This is a genomic window from Cupriavidus sp. H39, assembly GCF_050271075.1.
GTDB lineage: Bacteria > Pseudomonadota > Gammaproteobacteria > Burkholderiales > Burkholderiaceae > Cupriavidus > Cupriavidus necator_B.
The window spans coordinates 23,305-46,111 of record NZ_CP189846.1; the positions used below are offsets into that span (position 1 = coordinate 23,305).

General features: G+C 64.9%; 18 protein-coding genes. 3 read left to right on the forward strand and 15 right to left on the reverse strand.

Annotation, left to right across the window (positions count from 1 at the left end):
• Positions 1–41 precede the first annotated feature (41 nt).
• From ACOCMH_RS00595 to ACOCMH_RS00605, 3 genes are all read right to left on the reverse strand, one after another.
• Complete coding sequence (locus ACOCMH_RS00595) at positions 42–992, reverse strand: GlxA family transcriptional regulator (RefSeq protein WP_427308452.1); 951 nt, start codon at positions 990–992, stop codon at positions 42–44.
• 76 nt (positions 993–1,068) lie between these two features.
• Complete coding sequence (gene choW / locus ACOCMH_RS00600) at positions 1,069–1,965, reverse strand: choline ABC transporter permease subunit (RefSeq protein ID WP_427307263.1); 897 nt, start codon at positions 1,963–1,965, stop codon at positions 1,069–1,071.
• Complete coding sequence (locus ACOCMH_RS00605) at positions 1,958–3,115, reverse strand: quaternary amine ABC transporter ATP-binding protein (RefSeq protein WP_427307264.1); 1,158 nt, start codon at positions 3,113–3,115, stop codon at positions 1,958–1,960. The genes choW and ACOCMH_RS00605 overlap by 8 nt, the downstream gene beginning before the upstream one ends.
• 476 nt (positions 3,116–3,591) lie before the next feature.
• Between ACOCMH_RS00605 and purU the strand changes: the two genes are divergently transcribed.
• Positions 3,592–4,464 carry a formyltetrahydrofolate deformylase gene (gene purU, locus ACOCMH_RS00610; RefSeq protein WP_427307265.1) on the forward strand — a complete coding sequence of 291 codons (873 nt, stop codon included), beginning with the start codon at positions 3,592–3,594 and terminating at the stop codon, positions 4,462–4,464.
• Between the two features lie 76 nt (positions 4,465–4,540).
• Here purU and ACOCMH_RS00615 read toward each other — a convergent pair whose 3' ends face one another.
• From ACOCMH_RS00615 to ACOCMH_RS00660, 10 genes are all read right to left on the reverse strand, one after another.
• Entirely contained in the window at positions 4,541–5,404 is an 864-nt protein-coding gene (locus tag ACOCMH_RS00615) for a glycine betaine ABC transporter substrate-binding protein (protein WP_306854120.1), read from the reverse strand.
• Positions 5,405–5,510: 106 nt separating this feature from the next.
• The gene (locus tag ACOCMH_RS00620; RefSeq protein ID WP_427308454.1) at positions 5,511–6,665 is read right to left on the reverse strand and encodes an FAD-binding oxidoreductase; all 1,155 of its coding nucleotides are present in this window, start codon (positions 6,663–6,665) and stop codon (positions 5,511–5,513) included.
• 27 nt (positions 6,666–6,692) lie between these two features.
• The gene (locus ACOCMH_RS00625; protein ID WP_427307266.1) at positions 6,693–7,934 is read right to left on the reverse strand and encodes an aromatic ring-hydroxylating oxygenase subunit alpha; all 1,242 of its coding nucleotides are present in this window, start codon (positions 7,932–7,934) and stop codon (positions 6,693–6,695) included.
• A 53-nt stretch (positions 7,935–7,987) separates the two neighbouring features.
• Entirely contained in the window at positions 7,988–8,773 is a 786-nt protein-coding gene (locus ACOCMH_RS00630) for an electron transfer flavoprotein subunit beta/FixA family protein (RefSeq protein WP_427307267.1), read from the reverse strand.
• Positions 8,770–9,939, reverse strand: a complete 1,170-nt coding sequence (locus tag ACOCMH_RS00635) for an electron transfer flavoprotein subunit alpha/FixB family protein (protein ID WP_427307268.1) — start codon at positions 9,937–9,939, stop codon at positions 8,770–8,772. Before ACOCMH_RS00635 ends, ACOCMH_RS00630 begins: the two co-directional genes overlap by 4 nt.
• A gap of 4 nt (positions 9,940–9,943) precedes the next feature.
• Positions 9,944–11,869 carry a (Fe-S)-binding protein gene (locus ACOCMH_RS00640; protein WP_427307269.1) on the reverse strand — a complete coding sequence of 642 codons (1,926 nt, stop codon included), beginning with the start codon at positions 11,867–11,869 and terminating at the stop codon, positions 9,944–9,946.
• 2 nt (positions 11,870–11,871) lie between these two features.
• Positions 11,872–13,935, reverse strand: a complete 2,064-nt coding sequence (locus tag ACOCMH_RS00645; protein ID WP_427307270.1) for an FAD-dependent oxidoreductase — start codon at positions 13,933–13,935, stop codon at positions 11,872–11,874.
• 61 nt (positions 13,936–13,996) lie between these two features.
• Positions 13,997–14,536 carry a DUF5943 domain-containing protein gene (locus ACOCMH_RS00650; RefSeq protein ID WP_427307271.1) on the reverse strand — a complete coding sequence of 180 codons (540 nt, stop codon included), beginning with the start codon at positions 14,534–14,536 and terminating at the stop codon, positions 13,997–13,999.
• A gap of 129 nt (positions 14,537–14,665) precedes the next feature.
• Entirely contained in the window at positions 14,666–15,637 is a 972-nt protein-coding gene (locus ACOCMH_RS00655) for a dipeptidase (RefSeq protein WP_171515056.1), read from the reverse strand.
• A gap of 28 nt (positions 15,638–15,665) precedes the next feature.
• A complete protein-coding gene (locus ACOCMH_RS00660) occupies positions 15,666–16,940 on the reverse strand; it encodes a serine hydroxymethyltransferase (protein ID WP_427307272.1) in 1,275 nt (424 codons plus the stop codon).
• Positions 16,941–17,350: 410 nt separating this feature from the next.
• Between ACOCMH_RS00660 and ACOCMH_RS00665 the strand changes: the two genes are divergently transcribed.
• Positions 17,351–18,367, forward strand: coding sequence for a GlxA family transcriptional regulator (locus tag ACOCMH_RS00665; protein WP_171515054.1), 1,017 nt, complete (start codon positions 17,351–17,353; stop codon positions 18,365–18,367).
• Positions 18,368–18,451: 84 nt separating this feature from the next.
• On the opposite strand, the gene fdhA is transcribed toward ACOCMH_RS00665, so the two are convergent.
• Complete coding sequence (gene fdhA / locus ACOCMH_RS00670; protein ID WP_427307273.1) at positions 18,452–19,648, reverse strand: formaldehyde dehydrogenase, glutathione-independent; 1,197 nt, start codon at positions 19,646–19,648, stop codon at positions 18,452–18,454.
• A gap of 348 nt (positions 19,649–19,996) precedes the next feature.
• On the opposite strand from fdhA, the gene ACOCMH_RS00675 reads away from it, so the two are divergent.
• Positions 19,997–21,427 carry an MFS transporter gene (locus ACOCMH_RS00675; protein ID WP_427307274.1) on the forward strand — a complete coding sequence of 477 codons (1,431 nt, stop codon included), beginning with the start codon at positions 19,997–19,999 and terminating at the stop codon, positions 21,425–21,427.
• Between the two features lie 93 nt (positions 21,428–21,520).
• Here ACOCMH_RS00675 and ACOCMH_RS00680 read toward each other — a convergent pair whose 3' ends face one another.
• Positions 21,521–22,672: a porin gene (locus ACOCMH_RS00680; protein ID WP_427307275.1), complete on the reverse strand. Its 1,152-nt coding sequence runs from the start codon at positions 22,670–22,672 to the stop codon at positions 21,521–21,523.
• Between the last annotated feature and the right edge of the window lie 135 nt (positions 22,673–22,807).

Genomic DNA, 22,807 nt, shown 5'->3' on the forward strand with positions numbered 1-22,807 from the left:
TCCGCGGCCCTGGCGAGCGCTTCGTGCCCCGCCAGCAGCGATCATCGGGTCGGTCGGCGTTCATGGCTGGGCGCATGACCGAACTGGGCGCGGTACGCCTTGCTGAAGTGGCACGGCGAATGGAATCCGCAGACGGCCGTGACACGGGCAATTGACGCATTGGTCGTGCGCAGCAGCTCGCGCGCGCGCTTCAGGCGCAGGGTCAAGTAGTGGTGGGTCGGCGACACATTCAGATAGAACTTGAAGATCCGCTGCAGATGCCGTTGCGACAGCTGAACCAGCCGGGCCAGCTCGTCCAGCGACAGCGGCTCCTCGATATTCGCCTCCATCAGCCGCACCACCTCGACCAGCTCCGCCCGCGAGAGGCCAACCCGTGCATCGACCGGGATCGGCTGTGGATCGGTCGCGCCACGGATCCGCTCGAGAATGAACTGTTCGGAGACCTGCGCGGCCATTTGCTGGCCAAAACGCAGGCCGACGAGGTTCAGCATCATGTCGATCGGTGCGGTACCACCCGTACACGTAAGCCGGTCCCGGTCGATGACGAACAGTTCGTCGGCGAATTGCACCAGCGGAAACTCGTGGTGCAGCGCGGATCGGTTCTCCCAATGCACGGCGCAGCGGTAACCGTCGAGCAGACTGCTCGACATCAGCGCGTAGGCACCCGTGCAGATGCCGCCGAGCGGCATATTCTGCCCGGCGAGTCGCGCAAGCATCATGCGCGTGCCATCGTCAACGGCATCGCGGATGCGGATGCCGCCGCAGACGATCATCACGTCCGGCAATTCCGAGGCATCGAGCGCGCGCGTCGGCCGTACCGCGATACCATTGCTCGCCCGCACCGGCGCGCCCTCGGACGAATAAATCGACCACGTGTAATGTTCGGCACGCCCGACATAGTTCGCCATCCGCAGCACTTCGACCGCGCTCGAGAATGCGATCATCGAGAAATCGGGCAACGTCAGGAAGCCGAAATGCGCGAGCGTCGACATCGGCGGTGGAGCGCTGTGAGCCAGCGCGGCGGCAACGGACCTCACATCGCTCTCCTGGCGAACGGATCAGCCGGAATCAGGCGTGGGCCGTCGCCGTCTTGGCACTGAACAGCTGCCTGAGCCCCGAGAACAGCGGCGCCTTCGCAGTGCCCGGTGCGCGCCCAAAGCTCTCCGTAATGCGGTCAAGGACAATCGCCAGCAGCACCACCGACAGGCCGCTTTCGAAGCCCAGGCCGATATCGAGCCGCTGGATGCTCGCTAGCACCTCGTTGCCGAGGCCGCCCGCGCCTACCATCGATGCAATGATCACCATCGACAGCGCCATCATGATGGTCTGGTTGACGCCTTGCATGATCGACGGCAGCGCGTTGGGGAACTGCACCTTGTACAGCAACTGCCACGGCGTGCAGCCGAACGCATAGCCGGCTTCAACGATCTCCATGTTCACCTGGCGGATCCCAAGGCTGGTCAGGCGCACCGCGGGCGGCATCGCAAATATCACGGTCGACAGGATACCCGGCACGCGACCCAGTCCGAACAGCATCGCGGCAGGAATCAGATAGACAAAGGCCGGCATCGTCTGCATGAGGTCAAGGATCGGGCGCACGATGGCCGCAACCACCCGGCTCTTCGCCGCCCAGATGCCGAGCGGAACGCCAAGAATCAGACTGATGATCGTCGACGACAGCGTGAGGCCCAGCGTAATCACGGTCTGATCCCAGAATCCCGTGGCGAAGATCACGAACAGCGACGCGGCCGTGAAGATCGCAAAGCGCCAGCCGACGCGCCAGAGTCCAATGCCAATGAAGAACGCCATCATCAGCCACATCGGCACCGCCTGCAGGCTCCGCTCGATCATTGCGGCGAGCCCCTCGATCGCTCGCCCGACCGCGTCGAACGTCGCCGCGTCGTGATCGAGAAGGTAATGGACGGACTTGTCGACCCAGTGGCCGAGCGGAAGGATTTCAGACATGGTGACCTCGCAGGTGCGTGATGGCTTTCAGGATGACGGCACGGTCGACCGAGCCGCAGTAGCAACCGTTGTCGTCGACGACTGGCAGCGCGTTCGGGCTCGCCACGACGCGCTCGACAACGTGTTCAAGCGACGCATCGCGCCGGATGCTTTCGATGGGCCGCACGCTCGCCGCCGCATCGCGCATGACGCAGCCTCGAAGCTTGCGTTGGGCATCGAGCACAAAAGCACATCCGGCCTGGCCGTTCAGCATCGCGTCGAGATTTGGCGTATCGAGCTTTGACACGACCGGCACGGCGTCCGTCTGCATCAGGTCGCCGGCAGTCAGGTAGCGGCTGGTGTCGATGCCGTCGAAGAACGTGCGGACGTAGTCGTCGGCTGGCTTCGCAATGATTTCCTGCGGCGTCCCGACCTGGACCAGGCGGCCACCTTCCATGATCGCGATCCGGCTGCCGATGCGCAACGCTTCCTCCAGATCGTGCGACACGAACATGATCGTTCGGCGAGACTCCTTCTGCAGCTGCAGCAGCACGTTCTGCATTTCCTTGCGCTTGAGCGGATCGAGCGCGGAGAACGCTTCGTCCATGATCATCAGCGACGGGTTGACCGCAAGGGCCCGCGCAAGGCCGACGCGCTGCTGCATGCCCCCGGACAACTCGCGCGGCAGCTTCTGCGCAAACGTCGAGAGCCCGACCTGCTCCAGCACATCCATCGCCCTGCGCTCACGCTCGGTCCGGCCGACGCCGGCGACCTCGAGCCCGAACGCGGCGTTCGACAGCACGGTGCGCTGCGGCATCAGCGCGAACGACTGGAACACCATGCTCATGTCCTTGCGACGAAGCGCGATCAGTTCCGAGCGGCTTACGGCGGCCACATCGCGGCCACCGATCAGCACCTTCCCGGCTGTCGGCTCGACGAGCCGGTTGACGAGACGGATCAACGTCGACTTGCCGGAGCCGGACAGGCCCATCAGCACGAAAATCTCGCCCTCGTTAACGTCGAACGACACGTTATGCACGCCGACGACCTGGCCGGTCCGCCTGAACACTTCGTCCTTCGTCGAACCGGCGGCGAGCATGTCGAGCGCCTGCTGCGGATTGCTTCCAAATACCTTGCACAGACCTTCGACCACGACCTTGGGACTATCCATCGAAACCTTCTCCTGGTCCTGCGGGGACTCATACGTCATATGGCATGCCCGCGACTTCCTAGTATCCGAAAGGCGCTGGCGGTGCATTGCTACGTCTTCCCTGGAATGCTTTGGCAAATTCGGTTCGTCGCATCACAAACAGAAACGGTGCGATCACCTACATAGTTGCCAGAAAAGGCCCTCTCCTGCCGATGAATTCCGACAAGGGCTTGCACAAATGCGACACCGCCAATCGTGGCAACCGATGGTCCGGCCCGGCTTGTGCGCAAGCGACGCCGAATGGATCGATTGCGACCCGCCCGCGCGAGCTTGCTGAAGACACCGGCATCGGGTAGCACCGTGCGTTGGCGCGCCGATACCAGCCACGCGGCGCTTCGGTTCTATCCGGCCTGCCATGCAGCCTGCTCTACTTCGCGCATGGCCCGCGCAGGCGCTCGACGCGTCCGCCCGCCACACCACCCCAATAAAGGAATCCCATGGACGCCATGCCCCGCTCACAACCATTCGTTCTCACGCTGGCGTGCCCCAGCGCGCCTGGCCAGGTGGCCGCGGTCGTCGGCTTGCTCGAGCGGCACCGCTGCTACATCGACGAGCTGACCGTTTTCGATGACGACCTGAGCAATCGCTTCTTCTTGCGCTGTGTATTTCATCCAACGCATTCAGAAGCGCTTGTCATCGACGTACTGCGGCAGGAATTCACGCCGATCGCGGATCGCTTCGGCATGCAATGGGCGATCCATGACGCCCTCGCGCGTCCGAAGGTTCTGATCATGGTGTCGAAGCTCGAACATTGCCTCGCGGACCTGTTGTTCCGCTGGCGAATGGGCGAGTTAAAGATGGACATCGTCGGGATCGCCTCGAACCATCCCGACCTGGAACCGCTCGCCCGGCAGCATGATCTCCCGTTCCGGCATTTCCCCATCACGCCAGAGACCAAGGCACAACAGGAAGCGCAGTGGCTCGACCTGTTCGAGTCGAGCGGCGCGGAACTGGTGATCCTCGCCCGCTACATGCAGGTGCTGTCTCCCGCGACCAGCGGCAGGCTCGCCCATCGCGCGATCAACATTCACCACTCTTTCCTGCCTGGCTTCAAGGGTGCGAAGCCGTACCACCAGGCGCATGCGCGCGGCGTCAAGCTGATCGGCGCGACCGCGCATTTCGTCACCGACGATCTCGACGAAGGCCCGATCATCGAGCAGGCCGTCGAGCGCGTTGATCATTCGTACCGTCCGGAGCAACTGCTTGCTGTCGGACGCGACGTCGAGTGCATCACGCTCGCGCGCGCCGTCAAGGCCTTCATCGAGCGACGGGTGTTCCTGAATGGAGACCGGACGGTCGTGTTTCAGTAAGCCCTAATGCACACCGGCCACGCGCGCAATGCGATCGTGGCCGGTGCCTGGTGATTCTCCTGTATCGCTTGACGAATTAACGCTCGCCCTCGATCCACGCATTGACGCGCTCCGCGTTCGCGGAGATCCACGCATCGGCGGCCGCGTCGGGTTTCGTGCCGCCCTGGATCGCCAGCATCACGCTGTCGATCTCGCCTGGCTTCCATTGGAATTTCTTCAGGAACCCGACGACCGGCTTCGCCTTTGCCTCAAGCCCCGGATTCACGATGTTGTCGACGTGCTCGGCATCGCCGAACACCTTCTTCGGATCGTCGAGGAAACGCAGCTTCCATTTGGCGAACATCCAGTGCGGCGCCCAGCCGGTCACGATCACCGGCTTGTTCGCGTTCATCGCGCGCGCCAGTTCCGCTGTCATCGCACTGCCCGAACTCGGCATCAGCGAATAACTGAGGCCATAGCTCTTGATCGCCTCGGAGGCCTTGCGCATCACGCCGGCGCCAGCATCTATGCCGACGATGCGGCCTTCGAACTTCCCCTTCTGCGCGTTCAGGTCGTCGATGCTCTTCGCGCTCACGGATTCCGGAACGATCAGGCCAATTCTTGCCTCGGTGAAGTTGGGGCCGAGATTGACCACCTTGGTCTTGAACTGGTCCCAGTACGCGCCCTGCGTAACCGGCAACCAGGCGGATAGCGTCGCATCGAGATCGCCGCGCGCGACACCCTGCCACATCACGCCCGCCGCGAGTGGCACCAGTTGCACCGGGTATCCCAGCTTCTTCTCGATGATCCGCGCAGCGACGTTGGTCGTCGCGACGCTGTCGTCCCAACCCTCGACGTAGCCTATTTTCAAGGTCGGTTTGGCATCCCCTAGCGCGAACGCGCTCCATGTCATCATCACCGACGCCGCGCCGGTAAAAAACAGCTTCGCAAGCAGCTTCATGGCATACCTCCATTGGCCGGGGCGGAAACGCCCCGTGTACTTAGAATCGTCGAGAGAGCGGCCCGACGGTCCTCATCGACCGTCATCCGCGTGGCAGGCGCCTGCCCTACTTATCGATGATGAGATCCGACAGAGGCTTGCTGCAGCACAAGAGCACCATCCCCTGGTCGATCTCGCGCTGGCGGATGCCGCCGTTGTGCTTCATTTCGACCTGGCCGGACACGAGCTTGACCTTGCAGGTGCCACACATGCCCTGGGTGCACGACGCCGGCAGCCGCACGCCCGATTGCCGCGCCGCGTCGAGTACATGCTGTCCCGAACTGCAGAGGATTTCGCGGTGGCTCTTGGCGAAGCTGACGCTGAACTGCGCCGTGCCGGCATCGCCGTTGGTCGCCGGTGCGGTGTCGGCAGCCGGCACGTCGACTGCGGCCTCGGCCTCGGCGATCAGCGTCTCGAACGAGAAGCTCTCCTCGTGGTAGCGCCTGCGATCAAAGCCGGCCTCGTCGAGCAGGTTGCGCACCGCCTTCATGTATGGCGCCGGCCCACACGTAAAGACCTCGCGTTCCATGAAGTCCGGCGCGATCAGCTTCAGCAGCGGCAGCGACAGGAAGCCCGTCATGCCCGCCCAGTTGGTACGCGCGCCGACCCGCTCGCATACAAAAGAAGTGCGGAAGTTGGCGTGGTTTGACGCGATCAGGTCCAGCTCGCGAGCGAAGATGATGTCGTCTGGCGTGCGCGCACTGTGCACGAACACGATGTCGCGATCCTCGCCAAGATCGTGGTGTGCACGGCTCATCGACATCAGCGGCGTGATACCCGAGCCCGCGGACAGGAACAGATACTTGCGCGCCGGATGCCGCGCGCAGGTGAACTCGCCGGCCGGGCCGAGCACCCGGATCGGCGCGCCCGGCCGCAAGTTGTCGTGCAGCCAGTTTGACACCTTGCCGCCCGGCACCCGCTTGACCGTGATGGCGAGCGTATGCGGCCGCGCGGGCGACGACGAGATCGTGTAGCACCGGTTGATCGTCTCGCCCTCGATCTCGAGCTCCAGCGTGATGAACTGCCCCGGCTCAAACACGAACGCGCGGCCCTCCGGCGAATGGAAGAAGAAGCTCTTCACATCGTGCGTTTCCTGCCGCACGTGGCAGCACACAAGCGTCTCCTCGATGTCGCTCGTCCAGCGTTCAGGGAGCGCACTCCAGAACGCCACGCGCGTCACCCGGCTGTCGGCGGGCTCGAATTGGACCGCATCGCGCATCATCTCCATCTCCCCTTTCTTCGCTTTTGCCTAGTCACCCATCTGCTCGGCGAGCCGGCGGATATACCAAGCTGAGAATTTCTCGACGAGACCTTCGGTGAACGGCGAGTACGGGCCGGGCTCGTACGCGCTGCTTGCCGCGCCGCGCTGCGAATACTCGACCAGCACGCGGTCCTGGTCGTTGGTCGCGTTCCACACCGCCGTCAGGTTCTCCACGTCGTAGTCGACACCTTCCTGCGCATCCTTGTGGACGAGCCACTTCGTGCGCACCAGGGTTTCGCCGGCAGACAGCGGAATCACCGAGAACGTGACGATGTGGTCGCTCATGAAGTGATGCCATGCGTTCGGCTGCGTCCAGAACGAAAGCCCGCCCAGGTCGGCCTGCGCGAAGTTGCCGAGCAGCTTCTTCGAGGCGACCTTCGCATCGAGCGTCTGCGATTCGCCGCTGCGGTCGAGCGGCAGGCGCTGCGTACGGAAGCCGGTGGTGTCGAGCAGGCGCTCGATTTCGGACGACGGCAGGTTCAGCGCTTCCCACTGCGCCGCGCGCTCGATGCAGGTTCTCTCGAACGCTGCCATGCCCTCGGCGTTGGCCGGCGAGTGCTGATAGCCGAATCCGTACTCGTATAGCGAGACGGTCAGCTCGGGATGGTTCGCCACGCAGTGATAGCACTCGCGGTTGTTTTCCATCGTGAGCTTCCAGTTGCCCTTTTCGATGATGTCGACCTGCGCGGCGATCTTCGTGTTCGGCAGGTCGTGGGGGAGCAGGTACGGCTCCATCGCGGCGCGCATCGCCGCGAAGTCGGCTGGCGGCTCGTCCGCCAGGCAGACGAAGATCAGCCCCGCCAGGTTCTGCACATGGACAGACTTGAGGCTGTGCTTGCAGCGGTCGAACTTCTCGCCCATGTGCTCGGCGAACATCAGGTCGCCGTTCAGGTTGTAGGTCCAGCTGTGATATGGGCAGACGATATTGCCGACCGTGCCCTTGTCCTCGTTGCACAGGCGCGCCCCGCGATGGCGGCACACGTTATGGAAAGCGCGCACCTGCATGTCGTCGTCGCGCACGACCAGGATCGAGTCGGGGCCCAGCTCTACCGTCACGTAGTCGCCCGGCTCGGGCACGTCCGGCTCGACCGCCACGTGGATCCAGTGCTTGCGGAAGATCGCTTCCATATCGAGCGCGAAAATCTCTTCACTCTGATAGAAAGGCGCCTCGAGGCTGTAGCCTTGCTTGCGCCGGTCCACCAGCGCACGAATGTCTGCCGATACTTTCATCGTTTGGCTCCGGATTCCTTGTTTTCTGTTTGTTTGCCGACCGATCGGCAACATCAGTAGTCGATGAGTTGATGCTCGCGTAAGTACGCGAGGATGGCTTGTGCTTTTTCGACCGAAGTCCCTCCGTTTACGACGTTTCCGCCGCGGCTCTCGGTCGTCGTCGCCGACAGCATCCGGGCGTGTCCGGAGCGCTTCTCGGCGGCGGCCAGCCTGACTGGCTTGCGCTCGGGAGCGCCGAGCGTCCATGCGGCGGCGCTGGCGTCTTCGAATCGCGCCGCGGGCGCGGTCCGGATCGCGCCCGCACGCAGCCGTGCGTACGCATAGCGCGGCTGCGCGTTCGCGAGTGGATGGACGGCCACCACGGCCGGCAATACCGCGTCGACGCGCCGGCGCAGTCCCTTCGGCAGGAACTGCCGCACGGTGGCGCGGCCGTCGGCGATGCCGACATCGACGGCCGCGGCGAGCAGCGGGCGGCCGAGCGCCGCGGCGACCTGGTAGGGCAGCATCCCGGTGTCGTACGCGCCTTCCGCGCGGGTACCGGTCAGCACGAGGTCGTAGTCCTTGACGCGCGCGGCCAATGTGCGCCCGGGGTCATCCGCAGCCCCGCATGCGAGCACCTCGACTTCACGTGCGCCAAGCGCCAGGTACTCGGCGAGCGCCGGCTCCGCGGCGTCGCCCGCATGCAGCACCGCCAGTTGCGCGCGATGCTTGTCCGCGAGCGCCAGGCCGATTTCGAGCGCTGCCGCGTCGTTGCGGCTGTAGCGCCGCGCGCCGCTGAGCGGATGACGGCCGACCGACACCAGCACCGCGATGCGTCGGATTTGCTGGGGGGCATTCATGCTGCGGCTCCTAAGGGTTCGCGGACGCTGGCCGCGGCCGGCGCCTTTCCGTTCGCGCGGCGCGCGGCCTGCACCGCTTCGATCAGCGCCGCGATCGTCTCGTTGGCGTCGCCGACGATGGTCAGGTTCGCACGCTTGGCAATGGGTGCGCTGCCGTCCAGGTTGACGGCGATCACGTGACGGCAGTCCTTGATGCCCTGCAGGTGCTGCACGGCGCCCGAGATGCCGAACGCGATATAGACGCTCGCTTCGACCGTCTTGCCGGTCGCCCCCACCTGCTTGTCGCGCGTGAAATGGCCGTTGTCGACCGCGACACGGCTCGCGGCGATCGCCGCGCCGAACACGCCGGCGAGCTGCTCGAACGCACCGATATCGGCCACGCCGTTGCCGGCCGACACGATGAAGTCCGCTTCCTCGAGCGCGACCTGTGCGGCATCGATCTCCTCCAGGCCCAGGTCGCGGTACGGCTGCGAGCTATCGCCGATCCCGAGCAGGAAATCGCCGGACAGGGCCTGTCCCGCGCCAGTGAACGGCAGCTTCGTGTCCACCGCGCCGGGAGCGAGCAGGATCACGTCGGGCAGCGAGCGGGTCGCAAACGCGCGTTTCGCCTGGGCATAGGTGCCGACGTGGCGCGCGTCGATCTCGTTTACGTGCGTCGCGACGCTCGCGCCGGTCGCCGCCACGTAGCGGCGGCCAAGATCGCCGTCGCCGGTGGCGTTATCAGGCAGGAAGAGATGCTTCGGCGACAGCGCGGCCGCGCAGGCCAGCAGCGCCCGCAGCTCGGCATCGGGCGCAAACGCGCGGCGATCGAATGCGGGCAGCGCGATGACCTTGTCGGCGCCGAGCGCCGCCGCGTCGTCCTTCAGCTCGCCGAACACCAGCAGCGCGACCTCAGTCCGCGCATCGGCTAGCAGCGCGGCCGCGGCGAGCGCCTGGCATGCATGATCGTCGAGCGCTCCGCGCTCGCTGTGCGCGGCGACGAGCAGTACCTGCCGCGGATCGCTGACCGCCCGGCGCGGCCTCGCCGCCGTCGCGCCGTGGCCCTGCCCGGTCCAGTGCGCGGCGTTCGGATCCGCGCTGCCGGTTTCGCCGAGCGTGATCCTTCTCAGGCCCGCCGCCGTGATCACGAACGGCCGGCGCGGATCGATACGTGGGATCTTGTTCATCGAATCACTCCAGCGAGGCCGCAACAAGTTCGGCCACATCGAGCACGTCCGGGCGCGGGCCGACCACGCCTTCGAGCATTGCCGTGCAGTTCGGGCACCCGACCGCGACCACTTCCGCGCCCACGGCCTGCGCATCGGCGATGCGGATATCCGGGATGCGCTGCTTGCCCGGGATATCGGTCAACGGCGCGCCGCCCCCGCCGCCGCAACAGCGGCCACGCATGCCATGGCGCTCCATCTCGACCACCTTGATGCCGATCGTCTTCAGCAGCTTGCGCGGCGCCTCGGTCTCGCCGTTGTAGCGGCCGAGATAGCAGGGGTCGTGATAGGTGGTGACCTTCTCGCGCAGCGCTTCAACCGCCTTCGGCGCAATGCGGCCGCTGTCGGCCAGTTCGGCGAGGTAGCTCGTGTGATGCTTGACCGTGACGCGCAAGCCCAGGGCGCGATACTCGTTGCGCAGGCTGTGCATCACGTGCGGATCCGCCGTCACGATCTGCCTGAACGACAACGTACCGAGCGTGCCGATCAGGCGCTTCGCCATCTGCTGGAACGTCGCCTCGTCGCCGAGACGGCGGGCCACATCGCCCGTGTCCGTTTCCACGCTACCGAGCACCGCGTAATCGACGCCCGCCTTGTTCAGCACCTTCACGAAAGCCCGCAGCGTGCGCTGATAGCGCATGTCGAAGGCGCCCTCGCCGGCAACGATCAGCACGTCCACCGCCTTGCCCTGCTGCGCGACCGGCGCATTGAGGTCAACCGACCAGTCATAGCGCGCCGCGGTGTCGTAGCCGCCCATCGTGCCGGTCTCGCGCAGGTTCGCGAGCACTTCGGCGCCTTTGCCCGGCACGGTGCCGTGCACTAGCGTCTGGTTGCGGCGCATGTCGACGATCGCATCGACGTGCTCGATCAGCATCGGGCACTCCTGCACGCAGGCTCGGCAGGTCGTGCACGACCACAGCGTCTGCGCATCGATCAGGCCGGACACGATCGGGCCATTCGGCTCGCCGCGATGGCGGCCGACCGGAATGCCCGGCGTCGGGCTGCCGGCGTACGCGGCATCGGTGCCGCCCGCCATGCCGACAACGAGATCCTGGATCAGTTTCTTCGGATTGAGCGGCTGGCCCGAGGCGAACGCGGGACACGCGGCCTCGCACTTGCCGCACTGCACGCAGGCGTCAAAGCTCAGCAGCTGGTTCCAGCGGAACTCAACGGGCCGGGCCACCCCGTACTCCTGCTTTTCGATCTCGGGCAGCTTGAGCGCGGTCGGCGGCGTGGCGGTGCCGTTGCCGGTGTACGCGTCAGGCTTGCCGGCAAACCGCTCCTGGCGCGGATGAAACGCCAGATGCATGAGGCCCGCGATCGCATGCTTCATCGGCCCGCCTTTTGCCGCGCCGAACGTCATCGCGAAAGCGCCGGCACCGATCAGCAGCGCGCAGACCACCGCGAACGCACCGGACATGACGCCAGCCGGCACGACCACGAACAGCACGAGGCCGAGCGCGAACGAACCGAGCAGCCATGGCAGCGTGTTCCATGGTCCCTTTGACAGGCGCGCGGGCACGTCCTTGGCGCCCCGCCGGCGCCAGACGAACACCGCGCCAATCAGCATCGCGACCGCCGCGGCGAAGATTGCCCGGTCGAGCCATGGCGAGTAGATGGCGAGACCGTAGTTGACGAACACGAGCGCCAGCGCGGCAATCGCGCCACCGGCCGTGGCGACGTGCGTCCTGGCGATGTACGGATCGCGGGCGACGACGTGGTGCAGGTCGACGAAATAGCGCTTCGGGATGGCCAGCAGGTTTGCGATGCCGAACGACCCGGGCGCGGTCGCCCGGCCGAGCCGCCAGTACGACGCGCGCTTCACGACCGCGAACGCGAGCCCCGCCACCGACAGCCAGAGCAGAACGGTAATCAGGAGGGACGGATTCATCGTCAGAAATCCTTCACGAGCCGCAGCGCGTCATAGATGGCGCCGTGGATGTTGTGCATCGAGATGCAGTCGCCGACGCGGAACAACAGGAAGCGGCCGTTGCCGAGCGTTTCCGACAGGCACGGTTGCGGCTCCGAAGCAAACAGCTTGTGTACGTCGACCTGGCCGCGATTGAGCGATTCCGGCTTGAGCTTCCAGTACAGCGCGTCATTCGGGGTCGATCCGTTCTCGATCACGACCTGGTCGACCGCGCGCTCCTCGAGCTCTTCCGTGTACTCGTTGCGCAGCACCGCGATCTTCTTGCCGCCTTCCTCGTAGACGCGATCGAGCCAGTAGTTCGGCGTATGGATCACGCCCTGTGCGTACAGGCGGCGATAGAAGATCGGGAAGGTGGTGCCGCCGCAGTCGTCGGCCACCTTGACGTCTGGCGTCACGATCTCGACCTTCGCACCGCGGCTCGCCAGGTAGTCGGCAACACCCGCACCGGCGTGCGTGCTGACGCCGTCGTAGACGAGCACGTTCTCCTTCGCCTCGACACGGCCGGCGAGCACGTCCCACGAACTGTCCGCGAGCCCCTCGGCGACGGCCCAGCCGGGCACCTGATCGGAAAATGCCCGGCCACCCGTCGCGAGCACGATGATGTCCGGCTTCTCCGCCATGATCATCTTCGCGTCCGCCTCGACGCCCAGCCTCCGGTCGACGCCGAGGCGCTTGGTCTCCATGTCGAACCAGCGCACGATGCCCTGCATCTGCTCGCGCTGCGGCGCCTTGGCGGCGAGCAGGATCTGCCCGCCCACTTCGGTGTTCTTCTCGAACAGCACGACGTCATGGCCGCGTGAACGCGCGACGCGCGCCGCTTCCAGGCCGGCAGGGCCCGCACCCACCACGACGACCTTGCGCTTCGGGCCACGCGACTTCTCGATGATGTGCGGCATCGTCGCCTCGCGCGAGGTCGCGGCGTTCTGCACGCACAGCACGTCGAGGCCGTTGTACTGGCGGTCGATGCAGTAGTTCGCGCCGACGCATTGCTTGATCTCGTCCTCGCGGCCGTCGCGAATCTTGATGACCATGTGCGGATCGGCGATCTGGGCGCGCGTCATGCCGACCAGGTCGACCATGCCGTTGGCGAGCAGGCGCTCGGCCTGGCCCGCGTCGCGGATGCTCTGCGCGTGCATCAACGGTACCTTGATCACCGACTTGATGCCCGCCGCGAGATGCACGAACGGCTCGGGCGGCAGCGCCATCGGCGGCATGCAGTTTGCGAGCGTGTTGTGCGTATCGGCGCCGGAGCCGACCACGCCGATATAGTCGACAAGCCCCGACTCGGACATCGCCTGGGCGATCTCCTTCAGTTGCTCGTGATCGAGACCGTCTTCATGGAACTCGTCGCCGCACATGCGCAGGCCGACGCAGAAGTCCTTGCCGACCACCTCTCGCACCGCTTTGAGCACCTCCACGCCGAAGCGCATCCGGTTCTCAACGCTACCGCCCCACTCGTCGGTGCGGAAGTTCGTGCGCGGGCTCCAGAACTGGTCAATCAGGTGCTGGTGAGCGGCCGAGATCTCGATGCCGTCCATGCCGGCGTCCTTCACGCGCTTCGCGGCTGCGGCGAAGTCGGCGATGATGCGGCGGATCTCCTCGACCTCGATGATCTTGGCGTTGCCACGGTGCACGGGCTCGCGCACGCCGGACGGCGTCATCAGGTGCGGCCAGTGCTCGCCATGGAACGCCGAGCGGCGTCCCATGTGGGTGGCCTGGATCATGATCTTGGCGCCGTGCCGGTGCATCGTTTCGGCGAGCCGGGACAGCGGATCGATGATCTTGTCGGTCGAGAGATTCACTGACTTCCACCAGCCCTGGGGACTGTCGATCGACACGGGGCTCGAGCCGCCGCAAATCGCCAGGCCGACGCCGCCCTTTGCCTTCTCTTCGTAATAGCGAATGTAGCGGTCGCCGGGCAGGCCGCCCGGCTCGGCATACACTTCCGCGTGCGCCGTGCTCACGATCCGGTTGCGGAGCGTCAGCTGATTGAGCTGCAAAGGTTTGAACAAGTGGGGATAACGCATCGCGGACGACCTCTGGCGTTGGTGTGTCTCGTATTTGTCGTAGTGCGGAAGGGCCTCGGTGTCAGCGTGCGATCGGCGACACTTGGAACACGCAGTGATCGTGCCCCTCGGCTGCGCACTGCACTTCCTTCGACTGCGCGCGCGGGGCGCCCTTGCCCTTGCCCGCGGGCGTGGTGTCGTTGACCCAGTCCATTGCGCCGGCGAACCAGCCGGCGAACATGTAGCAAAGCTTGCCGCTTTTTTCCGGCTGCTGTAGCACGAATGATGAGTGGCGCAGCGCGATGCGCGCGCTCGCCGTCGCCGGATCGGCTTCCAGGATCGAAAACAGCCCCCAGCCGCGCTGCGACAGCCGCTTCAGGTAATGCTCGAACACGGCCATCCCGCTGATGTCATGCAACTGCGCCTCCTTGTCGCACCAGTGGTAGGCGGACTTGTAGCCGGCCTTGTAGAGGATCTCTTCGTACGCCTCGCGTCCGAGCGCCTCTTCGACCGCGACATGGTTGTTCGTGAAGAAGTGGCGCGGCACGTAAAGCATCGGCAGCGCGTCGGTGGTCCAGACACCGGTTTCGGGATCAACGTCGATTGGCAGTTGCGGTTGCATCGTGATAACTCCGTGAGGAAAGGAAAGCCGCTGGTAGCGTTGCGTAGACGCGGCGTCGCCCGCGAGCGCGCGCTATCGCGCGCGCCCGTCCGTTTGTGGTGATTTGATGAAAGTTGGCGCTGTCGGGGATCAGGCGCCCCACACTTCCTTGAAGACGCGCACCCAGTTCTCGCCCATGATCTTGCGGATGCGAGAGGCCTTCCAGCCGGCTCGCTCCATTGCCGCAGTCAGGTTCGGAAACTCGCCGATGGTCCGGATCCCTTCGGGGTTGATCACCTTCCCGAAATTGGTCAGGCGCCGGTAGCGGCCCTTGTCGTGCGTCAGCATGTCGAAGAACTCGGTGCTGTAGCCCTGCGTGAAGTCGGTGCCGATGCCGACCGCGTCCTCGCCGATCAGGTTGACCACGTAGTCGATCGCTTCGATGTAGTCGTCGACCGTCGCCTCGATCCCGCGCTTGAGGAACGGCGCGAACATCGTCACGCCGACGAAGCCGCCCGCATCGGCGATCTCCTTCAGCTGCGCGTCGCTCTTGTTGCGCGGATGTTCCTTGAGGCCGGACGGCAGGCAGTGCGAGTAGCAGACCGGCTTCTTCGAGAACGCAATCGCCTCGGACGAGGTGTTGCCCCCAACGTGCGACAGATCGACCATGATTCCGACGCGGTTCATCTCGGTGATCACTTCACGGCCGAAGTCCGACAGCCCGCCGTCGCGCTCGTAGCATCCGGTGCCCACCAGGTTCTGCGTGTTGTAGCAGAGCTGCACGACGCGCACGCCCATGTCGGCGAACGCTTCGACATAGCCGAGGTTGTCCTCGAACGCGTGGGCGTTCTGGAAGCCGAGGATCACGCCGGTCTTTCCCTCATGCTTTGCGCGGCGGATGTCGTCAGTGGTGCGCACGAGCGTCAGCAGTTCGCTGTTGTCGCGAATCGCCTTCTTCATCAGCGCAATGTTGTCGACGGTCTTGGTGAAATTGTCCCAGACCGAGACCGTACAGTTCGCGGCCGTGACGCCGCCCTTCTTCATGTCTTCGAACACCGACCGCTCGAACTTCGAGATGTTCAGGCCGTCGATAATGATGCTGTCCTGGTGCAGCGGGCTCATGGGGGCTCCAGTCTTTTCGTTCGTCGGGTCAGTAGATCGGGAAGCGATCGCACAGCGCGAAGATCTGGTGGCGCACGCGTTGCTCGGTGGCGGCGTCGCCCTCCGGATTTGCGCGCAGCGCTTCGAACACCTCGAGGATCAGGCGCCCGATCTCGCGGAACTCCGCAACGCCGAAGCCGCGCGTCGTGGCCGCCGGCGCGCCGAGCCGGATGCCGGACGTGATGGTCGGCTTCTCCGTGTCGAACGGGATGCCGTTCTTGTTGCAGGTGATGCCGGCACGTTCGAGCGCCTGCTCGACCTGCGTGCCCTTGAGCCCCTTCGGGCGCAGATCGACCAGCAGCAGGTGATTGTCGGTGCCGCCGGTGACGAGGTCGACACCGCCTTCCTTCAACACTTCGCCGAGCGCCTTCGCGTTCGCGAGCACGTTGTCGATATAGGTCCTGAAGTCCGACGACAGCGCCTCGCCAAACGCCACTGCCTTGGCTGCGATCACGTGCATCAACGGGCCGCCCTGCAGACCGGGGAACACGGCCGAGTTGATCTTCTTGGCGATCTCTTCATCGTTGGTCAGCACGAAGCCGCCGCGCGGGCCGCGCAGGGTCTTGTGCGTAGTCGAGGTGACGACGTGCGCATGCTCGACCGGGTTCGAATGGCGGCCCGCGGCGATCACGCCGGCGATGTGCGCCATGTCGACCATCAGCTTCGCCCCGACGCCGTCGGCGATTGCGCGGAAGCGGGCGAAATCGAGCTGGCGCGGATACGCGGAGAAGCCGGCGATGATCAAGCTCGGCTTGTGCTCTTTCGCGAGCGCTTCGACCTGATCGTAGTCGATCAGCATCGATTCGCGGTTCACGCCATACTGCACGGCGTTGAACCACTTGCCCGACAGCGCCGGCTTGGCGCCATGGGTCAGGTGACCGCCCGCGTCGAGCGACATGCCGAGCACGGTGTCGCCCGGCTTGGTCAGCGCGAGCATCACCGAGCCGTTCGCCTGGGCGCCCGAGTGGGGCTGCACGTTGGCAAAGCCGGCGTTGAAGAGTTGCTTCACGCGCTCGATCGCGAGCGATTCGACTTCGTCCGCAAATTCGCAGCCACCGTAGTAGCGCTTGCCGGGGTAGCCTTCGGCGTACTTGTTGGTCAGTACCGAACCTTGCGCCTCAAGCACCGCACGCGACACGATGTTTTCCGAGGCGATCAGCTCGACTTGCGATTGCTGACGCTCGAGTTCCTTCGAAAGGGCGCCGCGAACCAGCGCATCGCGCTCGGCCAGAGGCTGCGAGAAGAAAGACTGGGTGTTCGACATAGAGGTCCGTGTGGGATGAAATGGCTGACTGGGGCGAGAGGCCCGCCGCGCCAGGCTTGTTCGCCTGATAGGCGCAGCGTTGCCAACGGCTCTATTCTTGTCGTTCGTGTTTTTGGCCGATTGATGAATTCAGACGCGTTCTTTCCCATTTCCGCCATTCGCGTCCGATTTGCACAAGTGGCCCCGGGCGGGCACTGCGGCGGTGCCTGACGCGCATTGCGGGTGCGGAGCGTCACGATTGCAGTGCAACAAGGAGGCGTCCACCCAGTCTCCAGCGGGACACCCCACTAAAGAGCTAGGGTTTCGCCGTATGGCATGCTTGTTGCGGCTGACTTAACAATAAGTAAAAAGCATCCGGACCCTTCCCCCAAGGGCTGGAAAAGCACCTTAAAAATCTGAAGGACGCCCCCATGTCGACCGACCGCACCGCGTCGTTATCTCACTTCGCGTTCCTGCCGCTGCCCAACTTCACCATGATCGCGTTCACCAATGCGATCGAAGTGCTGCGCATGGCCAATTACCTGAGCGGCCAGGAACTGTACCGCTGGAGCATCATCAGCCCGGAAGGCGGACTGGTGACGGCGAGCAACGGCTTGGCGCTCGACACCGAGCGGGCCGACAGCATCGGGCGTCCTGACATCGTGTTCGTTTGCGGCGGCATCGACGTGCAGCGTTCGACGACAGCGGAGCACCTCTCCACGCTGCGCCGCGCGGCGCGCGAGGGCACGATGCTGGGGAGCCTTTGCACCGGCACGTACGCACTCGCGAGATCCGGCCTGCTGGCCGGCTATGCCTGCGCGATCCACTGGGAAAACATGTCCGCGCTCAAGGAGGAGTTTCCCGATACGCGCTTCCTGAAGGAACTGTTCGTGATCGACCGCGACCGGGTCACTTGCACGGGCGGCGTCGCGCCGCTGGACATGATGCTGAACCTGATCACCCGTCGCGTCGGAACCGCGCGCGTCACGCAGATCGCCGAACAGTTCATTGTCGAGCACGTGCGCGACACCAGCGCGCAGCAGAAAATCCCGTTGGTCGCGCGACTGGGCTCGGCGAAGAAGTCTCTGTTCGAGGTGGTCTCGCTGATGGAGAACAATATCGAGGAGCCACTGTCGCGCGAAGAGCTGGCGCGGCTTGCAAACTTGTCTCAGCGGCAGCTGCAGCGCCTGTTCCGCGACCATCTCGGCATGACGCCCACGCATTACTACCTGACGTTGCGCCTGCGCCGTGCGCGCGAGCTGCTCCTGCAGACGGATATGTCGATCATGCACATCACGATGGCATGCGGCTTCCAGTCCGCGTGCCATTTCAGCAAGAGCTACCGTGACGAGTTCGGCGTCGCGCCTACGCGCGAGCGCAGGGCGCAGAGCGCGCCGCTGGCGAAGTCGTCAGGGCACAAATCCTCTTCCGTGATGCTGCACGCGTGAGCGTCGGCGGCAGTGAACCACACTGCCCCAACTGCAAAACGGGCGGCCGCTAATCGGCCGCCCGTTTTTTTTCTGCGCGGGTGGTCAGGCCGCCAACAGCCCGTGCGGATCAATGACGAATTTGCGTGGCGCGCCGCCATCGAACTGCTTGTAACCTTCCGGCGCCTGATCAAGCGGGATGACCGTCACATTGACAATCTCTGCAATCGGCAAGCGATTGTGGAGAATCGCCTGCATCAGGTTGCGGTTGTACTTAACGACCGGCGTCTGCCCCGTATGGAACGAGTGCGACTTCGCCCAGCCGAGGCCGAAGCGGATGCTGAGGCTGCCGCGCTGGGCCGCGGCATCCTTGGCGCCCGGATCATCGGTCACGTACAGACCCGGAATGCCGATCGCACCGGCTGGCCGCGTGATTTCCATCAGGGAGTTGAGCACTGTGGCGGGCGCCTCCTCCACATAGCCCGACGAGCCGTGACCATGCGCCTCGAAGCCGACGCAGTCCACCGCGCAGTCGATCTCGGGCGTGCCGAGAATCTCGGCGATCTGCTCGCCGAGCGTTGCGTCCTTCGACAGATCCACGACCTCAAAGCCCATCGCCTTCGCATGCGCGAGACGCGCCGGGTTCATGTCGCCGACGATCGTGCAGGCCGCGCCGAGCAGGCGCGCCGAAGCGGCAGCCGCCATGCCGACCGGGCCCGCGCCGGCGATGTAGACCGTCGAACCCGGCTTCACGCCCGCGGTCACGGCGCCGTGATAGCCCGTTGGCAGGATGTCCGACAGGCAGGTGAGATCGCGGATCTTTGCCATCGCCTGGTCGCGGTCGGGGAACCTCAGCAGGTTGAAGTCGGCATACGGCACCATCACGTACTCGGACTGCCCGCCGATCCAGCCGCCCATGTCGACATAGCCGTACGCCCCACCCGCGCGCGACGGGTTGACGCTCAGGCAAACGCCGGTGTGCTGCTCCTTGCACATCGCGCAGCGGCCGCACGCGACGTTGAACGGCACCGACACCAGATCACCGATCGTCAATGTCTCGACGTCGCGGCCGATTTCGATGACCTCGCCGGTGATCTCGTGACCGAGCACCAGGCCGGTCGGTGCGGTGGTGCGGCCGCGCACCATGTGCTGGTCCGAGCCGCAGATGTTCGTGCTGACGACCTTGAGGATCACGCCGTGGCCAATTGCCCGGCCGCTGGGATCGACCATTTTCGGATAATCGATCTTCTGCACCTCGACCTGGCCCGGCCCAAGATATACGACACCTCGGTTGCTGCTCATCGCATTGTCTCCATGTCTCGTTGAATCGTGCCGCAGCCACGCCGATCGGCGCGGCATGCGCGGCAGCGTCTTCGAGCGTATTCCGGGACACCAGGCGGCTATGTTCAAAACCCGACAGGCGCTTGCCCAGCGCCGACATCGGCGAGCGTCGGCTCCGCCCTCGGCATTGCGTACGCCGCGCGCGCCCACCGAGCGAGGCGGGCGGTACCGCCCCACACTGGTCTGCCGATGTCGGATTTGCACAGACCGGCGACGGGTATACCCCAGAGCGTGCGGCGATAACCGCGTCTACTGAAGATTGGGGCCTGAAAGCAACCCGCTAAGAGGTCCTCATTTCTCAAGGACGCCATGCCAACTCCCGCCACCTCACCCACGCGCTCGAACGCCGCCGCCCGGCTCGAGCGTCTGCCGTTTTCCGGCTACCACAAGCTGATCTTCGTCATCATCGCGATCGCCTTCTTCTTCGACTCGGTCGATCTCGCCACCATGACGTTCATACTGGGCTCGATCAAGCAGGAGTTCGGGCTGTCAACCGCAATGACAGGCGTCGTCGCCAGCGCAAGCTTCTTCGGGATGGTGGTGGGCGCGGCGCTCGCCGGCCTGCTCGCTGACCGCTTCGGACGCCGGCCTGTGTTCCAGTGGAGCATGGTGCTGTGGGGCATAGCGTCGTATCTTTGCTCCACTGCGCAAAGCGTCGACGCGCTCATCGCGTGGCGCGTATTGCTCGGGATCGGCATGGGCATGGAGTTTCCGGTCGCGCAGACGCTGTTGTCCGAATTCGTCCCCACCGCGAATCGCGGCCGCCTGATCGCACTGATGGACGGCTTCTGGCCGCTCGGCTTTATCACCGCCGGGATTGTCTCTTACTTCGTGCTGCCGCAGTTTGGCTGGCGCACCGTGTTCGCGCTGCTTGCGATCCCGGCCGTATTCGTGCTGATCGTGCGCCGCATCGTGCCCGAGTCGCCGCGCTGGCTCGAGCATGCGGGCCGGCACGCCGAGGCCGACGCGGTGATGCGTGGCATCGAGGCCAGGGTGATGCGTTCGGCCGGCGTCGCGATGCTGCCGCGACCGTCGCAGCAGCCAATGGCCGAGCCAGTGCGCGGGCGCGGCGCGCTGCGCGAGATCTGGAGCGGCGCCTACCGCCGTCGCACGACGATGGTCTGGCTGCTTTGGTTCTTCGCGCTGCTCGGCTTCTACGGACTGACCTCCTGGCTTGGCGCGCTACTGCAGCAGGCCGGCTTTGCGGTCACGCAATCGGTGTACTACACGGTGCTGATTTCGCTCGGCGGCGTGCCGGGCTTCCTGTGCGCAGCGTGGCTCGTCGAGCGATGGGGGCGCAAGCCAACCTGCATCGCGTCGCTGCTCGGCGGCGGCATGATGGCGTACCTGTATGGCCAGAGTGCGCTGTACGGCGGTAGTGTCACGCTGCTCGTGGGCACCGGCCTGGCGATGCAGTTCTTCCTGTTCGGCATGTGGGCGGTGCTGTACACCTACACGCCGGAACAGTATGGCACCGGCTCGCGTGCGACGGGGTCGGGTTTCGCCTCGGCGGTCGGGCGGATCGGGTCGCTGATCGGGCCCTACGTGGTTGGCGTGGTGTTACCGGTGTTCGGACAGGGGGGCGTGTTCACGCTCGGCGCGCTGTCGTTCGCGGTGGCGGCACTCGCTGTGTGGGTGCTGGGGATCGAGACCCGTGGCGTCGCACTGGAAGCGCTGGCGTCTGGGGACGAAACAGGGGAGAGCGCGCTTTATCCCGCTGTAGCGGACAAGTCCTCCTGACGCGCACGCCCGGTTCCCGCGAGAGGTTCCTGTCCGGGCGCTCTGCCACGAGTCGCTGTCGCGACTCGTGGCGACCGCCGGGAGGGAACAGGTTTAGAACTTGTGGCGAATCGCGGCACGGACCTGGAACTGATTCGACGTCGATGAAGCGTTCGATGCCCCGGGCAAGTCAGCCATGTCCAATGCGGTGCCGGTCTTGCCGCCGGCGACATGCTGGTAGGCACCCTGGATATAGACGTCCGTGCGCTTCGAGAAGCTGTAGTCCGCCATCAGGCCGACGGAATGAACTTTCGGCTTCGCGTCGCCCGACGACGCGTTGAAGTTTTCCAGGGTGAGCGTATACGCCCCACCGGCGTAGAAAGCGGGCGTGAACTGATACTTGAAATTCACCTCCAGGTTCTGGAACCGGAGCGAGTTCAACGTGCCGCTGGCCGGCAGGATCGAGCCAGAGATGTACGAAGTGGACAGCGGTTCGGTCAGATTCGAGTTGGAGTAAGCGAAGCCTGCCGTTGCGGCGCCGAACGTGTAGTTGATGCCGGCACCGAAGATGCGCAAACGCCTGGCAAGGAAGTTCTGGTCGCCGCCGTTATTGATGGCGCCCCCCGCCGTCGCCGACGGGTTGTCCGCCTGGAGATAGGCTGCAGCCAGCAACAAGCCTCCGTTCGCGTACTGCATCCCCGCACCATACTGGCGGTTGTTGGCAAAGTTGGTGTCGTTGCTGAAACTGTAGGTGCCGCCGAACTGGAACCCGCCAAGCGAGGGACTGGTGTACTTGACGGTGTTGTTGACGCGGAACGAGTAGATCAGGTTGTCGTTATCGTAGGGGTGGCCGAACATGGTCCCCCCCCAATTGCCGGCAACGGTCGTCGGCGCGAGATAGTCGATCACCGAATCATACTGGCGCCCGAGCGTGACGCTCCCCCATTGATTGTCGGAAAGCCCGACGTAGGCTTGCCGACCGAACATCAGCCCGCCCTGTGCCGCTTTGCCGTTGCTTGCATTGAAACCGTTCTCGAGCTGAAACAACGCCTTGAGGCCGCCGCCCAGATCCTCCGTCCCCTTCAGGCCCCAACGGCTGCCTTGCGCAAAGCCGCTTGCCAGCTCGGTCAGGCTATGTCCGCCGACGTTATTCGTGTAGTTGATGCCTTCGTCGATCACACCGTACAGCGTGACGCCGCTTTGGGCAAAGGCGGACGCGGAAAACATCAGCGCCAGAGCCGGGCCCGCAGTCGCTCCCATTTTCATTGGATTCTCTCCTTGTATTATCGTGACTCGCGCCGCTGCCGCGCCGGTCGGCGCAGCATGTGCGGCAGCGTCTTCGAGAGTAGTCCGCGAGAAGGGGAAGCCTATGTCCAATACCGACACGCGTTTGACCAACGC

Coding starts and splice junctions, on each gene's coding strand:
- ACOCMH_RS00595 (WP_427308452.1), bottom strand. CDS start 992: ATGTCGACGCTCGCGCATTTCGGCTTCCTGACGTTGCCCGATTTCTCG.
- choW (WP_427307263.1), bottom strand. CDS start 1,965: ATGTCTGAAATCCTTCCGCTCGGCCACTGGGTCGACAAGTCCGTCCAT.
- ACOCMH_RS00605 (WP_427307264.1), bottom strand. CDS start 3,115: ATGGATAGTCCCAAGGTCGTGGTCGAAGGTCTGTGCAAGGTATTTGGA.
- purU (WP_427307265.1), top strand. CDS start 3,592: ATGGACGCCATGCCCCGCTCACAACCATTCGTTCTCACGCTGGCGTGC.
- ACOCMH_RS00615 (WP_306854120.1), bottom strand. CDS start 5,404: ATGAAGCTGCTTGCGAAGCTGTTTTTTACCGGCGCGGCGTCGGTGATG.
- ACOCMH_RS00620 (WP_427308454.1), bottom strand. CDS start 6,665: ATGATGCGCGATGCGGTCCAATTCGAGCCCGCCGACAGCCGGGTGACG.
- ACOCMH_RS00625 (WP_427307266.1), bottom strand. CDS start 7,934: ATGAAAGTATCGGCAGACATTCGTGCGCTGGTGGACCGGCGCAAGCAA.
- ACOCMH_RS00630 (WP_427307267.1), bottom strand. CDS start 8,773: ATGAATGCCCCCCAGCAAATCCGACGCATCGCGGTGCTGGTGTCGGTC.
- ACOCMH_RS00635 (WP_427307268.1), bottom strand. CDS start 9,939: ATGAACAAGATCCCACGTATCGATCCGCGCCGGCCGTTCGTGATCACG.
- ACOCMH_RS00640 (WP_427307269.1), bottom strand. CDS start 11,869: ATGAATCCGTCCCTCCTGATTACCGTTCTGCTCTGGCTGTCGGTGGCG.
- ACOCMH_RS00645 (WP_427307270.1), bottom strand. CDS start 13,935: ATGCGTTATCCCCACTTGTTCAAACCTTTGCAGCTCAATCAGCTGACG.
- ACOCMH_RS00650 (WP_427307271.1), bottom strand. CDS start 14,536: ATGCAACCGCAACTGCCAATCGACGTTGATCCCGAAACCGGTGTCTGG.
- ACOCMH_RS00655 (WP_171515056.1), bottom strand. CDS start 15,637: ATGAGCCCGCTGCACCAGGACAGCATCATTATCGACGGCCTGAACATC.
- ACOCMH_RS00660 (WP_427307272.1), bottom strand. CDS start 16,940: ATGTCGAACACCCAGTCTTTCTTCTCGCAGCCTCTGGCCGAGCGCGAT.
- ACOCMH_RS00665 (WP_171515054.1), top strand. CDS start 17,351: ATGTCGACCGACCGCACCGCGTCGTTATCTCACTTCGCGTTCCTGCCG.
- fdhA (WP_427307273.1), bottom strand. CDS start 19,648: ATGAGCAGCAACCGAGGTGTCGTATATCTTGGGCCGGGCCAGGTCGAG.
- ACOCMH_RS00675 (WP_427307274.1), top strand. CDS start 19,997: ATGCCAACTCCCGCCACCTCACCCACGCGCTCGAACGCCGCCGCCCGG.
- ACOCMH_RS00680 (WP_427307275.1), bottom strand. CDS start 22,672: ATGAAAATGGGAGCGACTGCGGGCCCGGCTCTGGCGCTGATGTTTTCC.